We start from the raw sequence: 12,656 nt of genomic DNA, 5'->3' as shown, positions 1-12,656 counted from the left end.
GCGCAAAACATACTGTGAGACGGAGGAGTCAATAATGGAAATGGTCGGCGAAGCGAGGCTGGAGGCTGCGCGCGAAGTCGTGTGGGAAGCGCTGAATGATCCCGCGGTCCTGCAAGCGAGTATTCCAGGGTGCGAATCCCTCGAAAGCACAGCTAAGAATGAGTTCACAGCAACGGTCGTATCCAGGGTCGGGCCGATCAAAGCGCGATTCGCTGGCAAAGTCAGCCTCTCGAATATTGCCCCGCCGCGTAGCTATACGTTGACTGGGGAAGGTTCAGGCGGTGCGGCGGGCTTCGCACGTGCCGATATTGAGGTGTCGCTTGACGCTCTTGAGCCGACGGTGACACTCCTGCGTTACGGCGTGAAGGCAAACGTCGGCGGCAAGCTGGCGCAACTCGGCTCCCGCATGATTGATGCTGCGGCACGTAAATCCGCCGATGACTTCTTTGAACTGTTCCGCAAGCAGGTGGATGGCCGCGCGTCAGACTCCACTTCGCTCTCTGCTGCACAACCGGCTGGCATGCACGCTTTCATGCAGGAACTCTCGGTCCCGGTAGCCGAAGTCGCGACCGTGGAGGCCCCAGCAGCTACGCCCGCAGCCGCTGCTGCACCTGCTGCAGCCAACGCGAAAGCATCGACACTGGAGGCGGCGCCAACGCCAACCGTGCCCGAGCGTGCTGCGGCACCGCGGGATATTCCTGCGCAGCCTGCGCCGGTACTAACGCCCGTGTCACAAGTGCCGGCCGCAGAAGCGCAGGCTGAGGTGATGGACGTGTTGACTTCAGAAAAGATCAAGGTCTGGATTTCGGATCAGGTCGCCGTGGTCACGCTGAACCGTCCTGGCAGCCGAAATGCCATGACTTACGGGATGTGGCTTGCGATGCCGTCGATCATGGCCGCACTCGACCGCAACCCGGAAGTGCGCGCCGTGATTCTAACTGGCGCAGGCGCGGACTTTTGTGCCGGGGCCGACATCGCCGAATTCGAACAGGTCCGCGCTGACGTCGCGCAGGCGACGACGTATGAAGTCGCCGTTGACGCCTGTTGTGATGCCATCGTAAACATATCGAAGCCGACGGTCGCAGTACTGCGGGGCTACTGCCTGGGAGGGGGAGCCCATCTGGCCATGTCCTGCGATTTCCGTTTTGCGGGTCAGGACGCAATGATGGGAATACCCGCTGCGCGTCTGTCGATCATTTACGGCGTGAAGGGAACGCGCAAGCTGCTATCTCTCGTCGGGCTCTCCGAAGCAAAGAAGATTCTGTATGGCGGCCAACGGTTTGACGCCACCCACGCCCTGAGAATCGGTTTCGTAGATCAGGTCGCCGGCCTTGGCGTGGTTGCTTCAGGCCGGTCTTTTTGGGAGCGCCTTATCGGCGCGAAGCAGCAGGTTGCCAAAAGTGACCCAATGGCCGAGGCCCGTGCTTTTGCCACATCGCTGGCGGGCAATGCGCCACTGACCATGGCAGGTGCCAAGTACCTTCTCAACGGGATGGCGATGGGGACGGGCGCTCTCGATCTGGTCAGATCTGAGGCACTCATTGCCGCCGCAGCTGCCAGCGAAGATTACCGCGAAGGGCGCGCTGCGTTCGGTGAAAAGCGTTCGCCAAAGTTTCAGGGCCGCTAGACGGGATCACTATGAAACCTGCTCCTTTTGATTACTGTTGTCCCGACACCATCGACGACGCTGTTGAGGTGCTTGCAGCTAACGTCGATGATGCCAAGCTGATGGCAGGTGGTCAGAGTTTGACGCCAATGTTGAACTTCAGGGTCATGCGGCCGGCACTCATCATCGATATCAGCAGGCTGCTAGAACTCGAGTACGTCCGCGAACGCAGCGATGGCGGACTCACGATCGGCGCTCTGACGCGGCATCGAGTGCTTGAAACTTCGGCGTTGGTCGCAAGCCGATTTCCTGTGATTCCGGAGACGATGCACAACGTTGCCCATCTCGCGATTCGCAACCGCGGCACGATCGGCGGAAGTCTGTCGCATGCTGATCCGGCCGCAGAACTGCCGATGCTGAGCCGTCTTCTCGACGCTGTGATCGTTGCTCGTTCGGTTCGGGGCGAACGGGAAATCCCGGCATCCGAATTCTTTGTCGCACCGCTGACGACTGCCCTGGACGATGACGAAATTGTCGTCCGTGTCGAACTCCCGGGATTGCCCGCTGGCATGGGATGGTGCTTCCAGGAGTTTGCGCGGCGCGCAGGCGACTTCGCGCTTGCAGCTGTTGGCGTGTTACTCAATGTGCAGGGCGGTGAGATCCGCGAGGCCCGCGTCGCGATGATGGGTGTCGGTGATACGCCGATGCGCCGTCCCGAAGCCGAAGCAGTACTGACTGGGAAAGTGCTCTCCGACGAGGTGATGGCCGATGCCGTCCATGCAGCCTGCGATTCGCTGCAACCGAATACCGATCTGCATGCTTCGCCTGAATTCCGCCGTCATCTTGCCGGCGTATTGATGGAGCGTGTAACACGCAAAGCGTGGCAGCGCGCCGCAGGAGTCGCTCAATGAGTGATACTGAAATCCCTCTCAAACCTCTGTGGGTCCTGGTCAATGGGAAGGTCCACGAGGATGATGTCGAACCACGTCTTCTACTGTCCGATTATCTGCGGCACACGCTTGGGCTGACGGGAACCCACGTTGGCTGCGAGCACGGCGTTTGCGGTGCATGCACGGTGATGGTTGACGGCGACAGCGTGCGCTCGTGCCTGATGCTCGCGATCCGTGCAAATGGTTGTGAAGTCCGCACGGTCGAGAGTATGGGCACCATCGACGCGCTCAGTCCTTTGCAGGAAGCTTTTCGGGAGCATCACGGCTTGCAATGCGGTTTCTGTACGCCAGGCATGCTGGCCAGCTGTGCAGATGCGTTGCAAAAATATCCGCTCGATAGCGATGAAGAGATCAGGGACGTTCTCTCGGGGAATCTCTGTCGCTGTACGGGCTATCAAGGCATCGTTGAGGCGGTTCGCGTCTGCGTGACCGGACGAAACGCTCTTCGCGATGCTGCAGGAAGCCAGAAAATCAGCAAGGACGATACACCATGAAAATGCATATTCTCAACGGTGGTCGACTGCGTATGCGCAAGAGCGTTTATCTACCGGAAGCGGAGCGCACCGAGACAATCGATTTGCCGGTTTCCTGCGTACTGTTGCGTCATGCACAGGGCAACGTCCTTTTCGACACCGGATGCCATCCGGATACCGCGGTAGATGCGACTGGCCGTTGGGGTGCGATGGCCAAGGCGATGATGCCTTTGAGCGGTCCCGAGGACAACGTTGTTTCACAGCTGGCAACGCTAGGACTAGTGCCGGATAACATTGACATCGTGGTCAACTCGCACCTGCACTCTGACCATTGTGGATGCAACGGGTTTTTCAAGCGCGCCACGTTCTTCTGTCACTACAAGGAATTGGAGGCCGCGCAGGGTCCAGACGCCGTGCAGAAAGGGTACATCCCGGCCGACTGGGAGCATCCCATGCCGACCGAAGCCATTGACGGTGAGCATGACGTTTTTGGCGACGGGAGGTTAGTCCTGGTACCTCTGCCCGGACACACACCGGGAAGCGTTGGCGCGGTCGCGACGCTGAGCCGGGATGGCAGTTTCCTGCTCGCTGCAGACGCAGTTGCCATGAGACCCAATCTGGACCGCGAGGTGATGCCGCGCAACACGTGGAACCCTGACCTGGCGATGGCGTCACTACGCGAAGTCCAACGTATTGCCGCGTCTGGAGCAAAGGTCATATTTGGCCATGACCCGGACCAATGGGAGGAAATGCGTAAGGGGGAAGATCGATATGAGTGAGCGTAACGATCGGTGGGCCCAACCCGCTTCGCCGGATTCAGATGTGCGCGAGAGGACCCGCGACAAGTTAGTCGGGCAGCCCGTCAGGCGTGTTGAAGACGCCCGACTCCTGACTGGACGGGGTCGGTATGTCGATGACCGCCCGAGTGGTCACGCTTTGCATATGGCTATCCTGCGAAGTGACCAGCCGCATGCACGAATCGTGGCAATACGCGCGGACGCTGCCAGAGGGATGCGCGGGGTCTACGGCGTCTACACGTGGCAAGACATCGAGCGGCTTATCAAGCCGGCGCTCGCTGTATCCCGTATGAGTGGCTATCAGCCGACGCCAATCCATGCGCTAGCGAATGGGAAAGTGCATTTCGTTGGTGAGCCTGTCGTTGCGATCCTGGCGGAGAGCCGTTATCTCGCGGAGGACGCGCGGGACGCTATCGAGGTGGAATACGAACCTCTACCGGTCTGCACAGATGCGGAGGCCGCAGCATTGGAGGATGCTCCGCTGCTGCACGATGGATTCGCAAGCAACGTCCTCGTCGAACGCAGCTTTGTTCGCGGTGAGATCGAACAGGCGTTTATTAATCCTCCTGTTCTGGTCGGGGGCCGGTTCCGTTTTCACAGGAAGACATCGGCAGCCATGGAGCCCCGCTGCTATCTCGCCGAGGTTGACGCAGGGCGAGACGCGCTCACTTTATACACATCCAGTCAGGTGCCGGGCATCATCCGCGATGCCCTGGCCGACCTGCTTGACATGCCAGGTAACCGCCTCACAACGATAGCACCCGACGTCGGCGGAGGCTTTGGTGGCAAAACGTCGCTTTACCAGGAGGAAATGCTCGTATGCGTTCTTGCGCGGAAAATCGGCGAAAACGTGAAGTGGACTGGCGACCGCCTCGAGGATCTGCTTTCCACCAGTCAGGCATTCGATGAACTGGTGACTGCGGAGTTGTCGCTTGACGCTCATGGTCAGATCCTGGGTCTGCGTGCCGACGTGGTTGGTGATGTGGGCGCGTATTCCATTTACCCGTGGACCTGCGGGATCGAGCCGGTACAGGTAATCAGCTTTCTGCCGGGCCCATATCGCGTGCCCGCATATCACGGCCATGTCAGGGGAGTTACCACGCCGAAGGCGCCTACCGGGCCTTATCGCGGCGTTGGCAGACCGACTTCCACCTTCGCGATGGAACGCCTCATGGATATGGCCGCTAAACAGCTAGGTCTTGACCCAGCTGAAATTCGCCGTCGTAACCTGGTCCGGGACGAGGAGTTTCCGTACCGTACGCCGGTCGGCATCGTGTGGGACAGGTCTGCTTTCATGGGCGGTCTCGAAGGCGCGATGGAGCGTTTTGACTACAACGCCGCCCGCGAAGCGCAGGCGAGGGCGCGCGCAGAAGGCCGATGGATCGGCATTGGCGTTGCCTGTTATGCGGAACTCTCTGGAATCGGATCGCGTATCTCAGCATCGCCCGGGATGCCAATCAACACGGGAACCGACACGTGTGTCATCCAGCTCGATTCGACGGGCTCAATTACTGCTTCGTTTGGTTGTGCCTCTCATGGCCAGGGCCATGAAACCACACTTGGGCAAGTACTCGCCGATGAGCTCGGCGCACGCCTCGAAGACCTTCGCGTTATTACGGGCAACAGCTCGACAGTGCCACACGGTACGGGTAGTTATGCCAGCCGCACTGCAGTCATCAGCAGCGGGGCGGGGATATTGGCCGCGCGCGAGCTTCGCGAGCGCATGCTGCGGGTCGCTGCTCACTTACTCGATAGCCCTGTCGAGTATCTCGAATGCGTCGACAGTTCGATTCGTGTGCAGGGAGGGGACGGACGGATCACTTTTCCGGAGCTTGCCCGTGCGCTGTACTCGCAGATGGGAAGGGTCCCGGGCGATGTACGCGAAGAAATGTGTGTCACGCGTGTCTACGACCCCGTCGTCGGCACGACCAGTTCGGCCACTCACCTCGTGCAGGTTGAGGTCGACCCGCAGACTTACGCGGTGCACATTCAGCGATATGTCATTGCCGAAGACTGCGGCCGAATTATCAATCCGCTCATCGTCGCAGGCCAGACGCGGGGTGCGCTTGCGCAGGGAGTCGGCGCCGCGCTGCTCGAGGAGGTCGTGTACGACGCAGACGGTCAGTTGCTTACCGCGAGCATGGTGGATTACCTGCTGCCGTCTGCGCCTGAGGTTCCAGAACTGGAGATGGTTCACCTGCATACCGAAGCGCCGAATACGCTCGGCGGGTTCCGCGGAATGGGAGAGGGCGGAACCATCGGTTCCCCAGCGGCGATTGCCAACGCGGTAGCCGACGCGCTTTCACCGCTAGGCATTGAAATTAGCGAGCTGCCCGTCACGCCGGAGCGCATCTTCCAGCTTATCCAATCAACATCGCTTAAACGCAAAGAGGAGAATTAAATGAAGTTCGAACTGGACGAGAAGGTTGCGCTCATCACAGGTGGCGCTCGCGACGTCGGAAGAGAAATCGCGCTTGGACTCGCTGCCGAAGGCGCGAGCGTCGTAGTGAATTATCACGGTTCCCGGGTGGGGGCCGAATCGGTCGTTGCAGAAATCAAAGCTGCGGGCGGTAAGGCTCTAGCCATTGGCTGTGACATCTCCGACCGCCGTGCAGTAGACGCGATGGTGGCGCAGACCGTAGAGACGTTCGGCGGTCTCAACATCCTCGTGAACAATGCCGGCCTTGTCATTCGCAAGCGGTTTGCCGACAGCACGCCTGAGGAATGGCGCAGGCAGATCGACGTGTGCCTGTACGGCACCTTGAACTGCACCCACGCGGCGCTGCCCCATCTGGAAGCCCAGAAAGGCAGTGGTCGGATTATTAGCATCATGGGCGACTCGTCGCGGGTCGGCGAGTCAGGGCTGGCTATTGGGGCTGCAGCGCGTGCCGCCAATATCGCCTTGATGAAATCGATTGCGCGTGAAACCCGTTCGGGAACGACCGCCAATGCGCTCGCGTTGGGTCTGATCGAGACGGCGCACGACCCCGAATTTCTCGAAGCTAACCGCGAAAAACTCACCAGGCTGTACCCCTTGCGTCGGCTGGGGCAGCCGGGAGATGTGGCACCAATGGCTGTGCTTCTTGCGTCCGACAAGGGCAGTTGGATTACGGGCCAGGTGATTAGCATCAGCGGCGGCTTCAGCATGGTCTGAAGTCCGCGCCACCAAACTCATCAGGACAGGGGATGCTTGCCTTGCGACATCGTCGTTGGCTACATCGCTTAGGAGACAGCCATGATTCAAACAGAACTCATCGTACCGGTTCACGAATTACTCAAGCGGCACGCCGAAGAACGGCCCGATAAAATCTCATTCGAGGACGAAAGGTCGTCCCTGACGTACCGGCAGCTCGAGGAAGTCACCGCTCGACTCGCGGTGCATTTTCAGGCCTCAGGCGTAGAGCCGGGAGATCGCGTAGCCGTCCTGCTGCCCAATTCGGTTGAATGGGTTGTAAGTTGTCTGGCTATCGTGCGGGCGGGCGGCATCGCTGTACCGCTCAGTCACGAGGCGACCATGCCTGAAATTGAGTACAGGCTGACGGACGCATCATGCGTAGCCGTCGTGACGAGCGATTCGAGAGAGCTAGAAGTCCGAAAGCTTGGCGATGGTATTCCGTCGCTCAAGGAATACGTCACAGTCCAGTGGAGCTCAGCGCCTGTAGTTGGCACGGAGTACAGAAAAGTAGTCGAAGAAAGGGCGCAGGGTATCCCGGCGGACGCAGATACGCTCGACCTGCCCGCGTTTGTGGTCTATACCTCCGGCACTACAGGAAAGGCGAAGGGCGTGCTGCTCTCAACCCGTAGCATGCTGTGGGTTACCGCGTCCTGTTGGGCGCCAATCGCCGGTCTGAATCAAAACGATCGCGTATTGAGCTGCCTGCCGCTTTATCATTCGTACGCTCTTAATTTTGCAGTGCTTAGCGTACTTGCGGTGGGTGCATCGGAATATTTGATGGATAGGTATTCCTCCAGGGAAATTCCAAAGCTCCTCGCGAACGGCGACTTTTCCGTAATGCCCGGGGTACCGACCATGTTTCATTACCTGCTGGAGGGTGCGCAGACCAGCACTGCAAACGTGCTTCCCGGCATCCGTCTCTGCGTGTCAGCCGGAGCAATCCTGCCAGCGGCTACCAATCGGGCATTCGAGGAGCGGTTTGGCGTGAAGCTTCTGGACGGCTACGGAATTACCGAGACGTCCACGATGGTCACCATGAATTGGCCGACAGGCACTCGTCCTTACGGATCGTGTGGTCTGCCGCTGCCAGGCGTGGCAACCCGCATTGTTGAGCCGGTTGGTATGCGTGACGTCAACGTGGGTGAGGAGGGTGAGTTGCTGGTGCGGGGCCCAAATGTAATGAAGGGTTATCTCAACAAACCGGCTGAGACTGATGCTGCACTTCGGAACGGGTGGTACCACACCGGAGATCTTGCTCGCTTTGACGCATCTGGTTACATCACGATCACGGGCCGATTGAAGGAAGTGATTATCCGTGGCGGACAAAACATTGCGCCTGCGGAAATTGAACAACTCGTTTCGGTGTTTGACGGGGTGCTGGACTGTGCGGTCACAGGGTCGCCGCATGAGCACCTCGGAGAAGTGCCAGTCGTTTTTATCGTCCAGCGGGAGGGCGAAACGGTGGACGTGGAGGCGTTGCTTGCGCACTGCAGGACGCAATTGTCGGCGTACAAGGTGCCGCACGCGGTGCACATCGTTGCTGAAATTCCGCGCACCGGCTCAGGCAAAGTGATGCGCTACAAGTTGCGTGAGGCGCTTGAAGTGGTTGTGATTGCGCCCACGACTCAGGCATCTAGTTAATCTGATTCATAGGATGGGGAAGTCCATGGCAAACAACAATTTCGCGGTCTCCGTACCGATTAAGGATATCGGTCTCGTCAGAAACAAGTGCCTGATCGGCGGCGAATGGCTTGACGCTGACAGTGGTGAAACGATCGAAGTCACGAACCCTGCGAACGGAGATTCGCTTGGTACGGTCCCCCGTATGGGGGCGGAGGAAACGCGGCGCGCCATAGCAGCGGCAAACGACGCACTCAAAGACTGGAGTGCGCACACAGGAAAAGAGCGCGCAGCGATTCTTCGTCGCTGGCACGATCTCATGCTCGAGCACAAAGAGGATCTCGCCGTCATCATGACGGCCGAGCAGGGCAAGCCGCTGACCGAAAGTCGTGGCGAGATCGCATATGCGGCCTCGTTCCTGGAGTGGTTTGCGGAGGAGGCCAAGCGCGTCTACGGTGACACTATTCCGGGCCATGGCCGCGACAAGCGCATTATCGTTCTCAAGCAGCCGATTGGCGTCTGTGCGGCAATCACGCCATGGAATTTCCCCGCAGCCATGCTGACGCGCAAGCTCGGCCCGGCGCTCGCCGCCGGTTGCACGATGGTGTTGAAGCCGGCTAGCCAGACGCCGTTCTCGGCGCTTGCGCTATGTGTGCTCGCTGAGCGCGCAGGCGTGCCGAAGGGCGTCATCTCCTGCGTTACGGGCGCGGCATCCGCCATCGGTGGAGAGCTGACTTCCAACCCCACGGTCCGCAAAATGTCGTTTACCGGCTCGACGGAAATCGGCAAGGTGCTGCTGGCGCAGTGCGCTGCTACGGTCAAGAAAGCTTCCATGGAACTGGGTGGTAACGCACCGTTCATCGTGTTCGACGATGCTGACCTGGACGCTGCTGTCAAAGGAGCGATCGCCTCGAAGTACCGCAACGCGGGCCAGACCTGTGTTTGTGCGAATCGCCTGTTAGTCCAGGACGGCGTCTACGAAAAATTTGTCCAGAAGCTGGTCGCAGAGGTGGAGAAGCTGAGTGTTGGCGACGGTCTGGAGCAGACGACCTTGATTGGGCCGCTCATCGATGACAACGCGGTCGCCAAAGTCCATGAGCATGTAACGGACGCCGTGGCCAAAGGAGCAAGAGTAGTGGTCGGCGGACGGCGCCACTCGAAAGGGGGCAACTTCTATGAGCCTACCGTTCTTGCTGATGCGACGCCTAATATGCAGATTTTCCGCGAAGAGACATTTGGCCCGGTGGCGCCGATCTTCCGGTTCAAAACGGATGAGGAAGCCATCGCGCTAGCGAATGATACTGAGTTCGGCCTCGCATCATATTTCTACGGACGTGATATCGGCCGCATCTGGAAGGTAGCCGAAGCATTGGAATACGGCATCGTCGGCATCAACGAGGGCCTGATTTCGACGGAAGTCGCGCCGTTCGGCGGTGTAAAAGAGAGTGGTCTCGGTCGAGAGGGATCGAAGTACGGTATCGAAGACTATATGGAAGTGAAATATCTCTGTATGGGCGGTATCGCCTGACCACTGAGTTGAGACGCGCCTGGTTGACAGGCGCGTGCCCTGCCGTCCGAATGAACAATGCGACCAATTACCGCTGTACCCCGCGGCGGACGTTGGCGGTCCGAGCCGCCAGCTTCTGCGCCTAGAATGTGGACGCAGTGGCTGCGTCGAGGCGGTTCTCTTACTCGGGCGCTTCAAACACTGGGTAAGGTTGAGGTACAGGTCAATTTCGAGGGTATTGTCTGTCGGCGTGCCGGTGACATGAGACTACGATACGAGCATATGGCCGCACGGAGAAGCTCCTACCAACGTGCTGGGCACGGATCTCCGGTCTGGGTGCGCGACATCACTCTCACTGTAGGTGCAGTGGCTGTGGTTGCGGCGCGCAGCATCGTGTCGGCGCGCGATAGTCGCGCCAGTTGGAAATCACTTCGAACACTTGCCGCGCGTCCCCTTGGCAGCCTCCTTTATAACGACCCAGCAATCAGCCGTTCGAGATTCGCTTACGCGTCTTTTCCCTTGGCTGCTACGCCATTTGTTGATCGCGAATTCGTCGACGATGTCAACCAGTGTGGCCGGGCATGGGCGCGGGTTTCGGAATTTCGCCGAGGACGGGCGCCGCTTGTTCTGACGGAGATCTTCCTGCCAGCATTATGGTCGATGATTGACCAGAAGCGACACGTTATACAAGCGACAAGATCTCAAGGCTCGCACTTTTAGATTTTGGAGTGGTTCATAAAAAAGTAGATTAAGTAGGTGAAAACGTGGGTTTTTATCTGCTTGAAAGGCCATCGTTTACTTCGTATAGTCTTGTAATGCAAGTCACTATAACGGGCGTACTTCAGGTTGGAGGAGATGGACATGTCGGTCACGAATCAGGCATTACCCGCTGCGCGAATGTCACAGGACGAGCGGCTTGTCGTATTTGCGTCGTCCCTTGGGACAGTCTTTGAATGGTATGACTTCTTCCTGGCCGGGTCTCTGGCCGTGTTCATCAGCCGAAACATATTCGCGGGAGTAAATCCAACCGCAGGGTTCATCTTCACTCTTTTGAGCTTTGCGGCCGGCTTTGCGGTTCGGCCGCTTGGTGCTGTTGTCTTTGGCCGCCTTGGCGACCTGGTGGGACGTAAATACACGTTCCTCGTCACCATCCTGCTGATGGGCGCGTCGACGTTTTTTATTGGACTGCTGCCAGGTTTTGCGACGATCGGGATAGCGTCCCCAGTCCTGTTCATCGCTATGCGCATGCTTCAGGGGCTCGCGCTTGGCGGCGAATATGGCGGCGCCGCGACCTACGTTGCGGAGCACGCTCCCAGCGATAGGCGGGGCGCGTGGACTGCATGGATTCAGATGACGGCCACGCTCGGTCTGTTCCTGTCTCTCATCGTGATTCTCGGCGTCAGAACCGGGACGGGTGAGGGCGCCTTTGCAGACTGGGGATGGCGCGTTCCCTTCCTGCTCTCGATTGTTCTGCTCGCTATCTCGGTGTGGATTCGCCTCAAGCTCCACGAGTCTCCCGCCTTTGAAAAGATGAAGGCAGAGGGAAAGGCGTCCAAAGCACCTGTCTCTGAAGCCTTCGGGCAATGGAAAAATCTCAAGCGGGTGCTGGTCGTTCTGTTTGGTCTGACGGCGGGGCAAGCAGTGGTCTGGTACACGGGGCAGTTCTATACGCTTTTCTTCCTTACCCAGACCCTCAAGCTGGACGGTCCGATAGCGAACGTCATTCTCGCGATTGCGCTGGTCATTTCAACGCCGTTCTATCTGCTCTTTGGTTCATTGTCCGACCGAATTGGCCGTAAGCCAATCATCCTGGCAGGTTTTGTTCTCGCGGCCGCCACTTACTTCCCTCTCTTCCAGGGGCTGACGCATTACATCAACCCGGCGCTTGAAAGTGCGCAGCGCAGCGCGCCCATCGTCGTGAGGGCTGATCCTTCCGAATGTTCGTTCCAGTTCAATCCGGTCGGGACCGCGAACTTCACGAGTTCCTGCGACATCGCGAAGGGGGCGCTGTCGAAGGCGGGCCTGAACTACCAGAATGAGGCAGCCCCAGCCGGCTCGACAGCGTCCGTAACCGTCGGATCGGTGACAATCTCCGCGTATAACGCGAAAGCTGCGGACGCAAAGGCCCGGGGTGCGAAATTTGACGGTGAACTGAAGTCCAATCTTCAGCGCTCTGGATATCCGCTCAAGGCAGACCCGTCCTTCATGAACAAGCCGATGGCCGTTCTGGTTCTCGCCATTCTCATGATCTACGGAACCATGGTGTACGGACCGATTGCGGCGATGCTTGTCGAGTATTTTCCGACGCGGATCCGTTATACCGCGATGTCCTTGCCGTACCACATTGGCAACGGCTGGTTCGGAGGATTTCTGCCCGCATCGGCGTTTGCAATCGTCGCCGCAAAGGGGAACATCTATTCCGGATTATGGTATCCAATCGTTATTGCGTTAGCCTCGTTCGTGATCGGGTTGATCTTTGTTCGCGAGACACGTGGCGTGGATATTAACGTCGGGTAGTGTTAGAAACG

Annotated in this window: 10 protein-coding genes; all 10 read left to right on the top strand. The window is 58.8% G+C overall.

The features are described 5' to 3' along the window. The first annotated feature begins 34 nt into the window (after positions 1–34). On the top strand, positions 35–1,627 hold the full coding sequence (locus tag HHL24_RS43700) for an enoyl-CoA hydratase-related protein (RefSeq protein WP_206003169.1): 1,593 nt from the start codon (positions 35–37) through the stop codon (positions 1,625–1,627). An 11-nt stretch (positions 1,628–1,638) separates the two neighbouring features. Continuing rightward, positions 1,639–2,517, top strand: coding sequence for an FAD binding domain-containing protein (locus HHL24_RS35850; protein ID WP_169490009.1), 879 nt, complete (start codon positions 1,639–1,641; stop codon positions 2,515–2,517). Next, positions 2,514–3,050 (top strand): (2Fe-2S)-binding protein, encoded by a 537-nt coding sequence (locus HHL24_RS35845; protein WP_169490008.1) that lies wholly within the window; start codon positions 2,514–2,516, stop codon positions 3,048–3,050. Before HHL24_RS35850 ends, HHL24_RS35845 begins: the two co-directional genes overlap by 4 nt. Continuing rightward, positions 3,047–3,808 carry an N-acyl homoserine lactonase family protein gene (locus HHL24_RS35840; RefSeq protein WP_169490007.1) on the top strand — a complete coding sequence of 254 codons (762 nt, stop codon included), beginning with the start codon at positions 3,047–3,049 and terminating at the stop codon, positions 3,806–3,808. Before HHL24_RS35845 ends, HHL24_RS35840 begins: the two co-directional genes overlap by 4 nt. Next, on the top strand, positions 3,801–6,227 hold the full coding sequence (locus HHL24_RS35835; protein WP_268966767.1) for a xanthine dehydrogenase family protein molybdopterin-binding subunit: 2,427 nt from the start codon (positions 3,801–3,803) through the stop codon (positions 6,225–6,227). The genes HHL24_RS35840 and HHL24_RS35835 overlap by 8 nt, the downstream gene beginning before the upstream one ends. Continuing rightward, positions 6,228–6,980 carry an SDR family NAD(P)-dependent oxidoreductase gene (locus HHL24_RS35830; RefSeq protein ID WP_169490006.1) on the top strand — a complete coding sequence of 251 codons (753 nt, stop codon included), beginning with the start codon at positions 6,228–6,230 and terminating at the stop codon, positions 6,978–6,980. It begins immediately after the preceding gene. A gap of 81 nt (positions 6,981–7,061) precedes the next feature. After that, positions 7,062–8,642: a class I adenylate-forming enzyme family protein gene (locus HHL24_RS35825; protein WP_169490005.1), complete on the top strand. Its 1,581-nt coding sequence runs from the start codon at positions 7,062–7,064 to the stop codon at positions 8,640–8,642. Positions 8,643–8,667: 25 nt separating this feature from the next. Then, entirely contained in the window at positions 8,668–10,149 is a 1,482-nt protein-coding gene (gene gabD / locus HHL24_RS35820) for an NADP-dependent succinate-semialdehyde dehydrogenase (RefSeq protein WP_169490004.1), read from the top strand. 57 nt (positions 10,150–10,206) lie between these two features. Then, positions 10,207–10,848, top strand: coding sequence for a chorismate--pyruvate lyase family protein (locus HHL24_RS45205; RefSeq protein WP_407947547.1), 642 nt, complete (start codon positions 10,207–10,209; stop codon positions 10,846–10,848). 141 nt (positions 10,849–10,989) lie between these two features. Further along, entirely contained in the window at positions 10,990–12,645 is a 1,656-nt protein-coding gene (locus HHL24_RS35810) for an MFS transporter (protein WP_169490002.1), read from the top strand. Positions 12,646–12,656 lie beyond the last annotated feature (11 nt).

The organism is Paraburkholderia polaris, from assembly GCF_012927345.1.
GTDB lineage: Bacteria > Pseudomonadota > Gammaproteobacteria > Burkholderiales > Burkholderiaceae > Paraburkholderia > Paraburkholderia polaris.
This window is presented reverse-complemented; position numbering and strand designations above follow the sequence as displayed.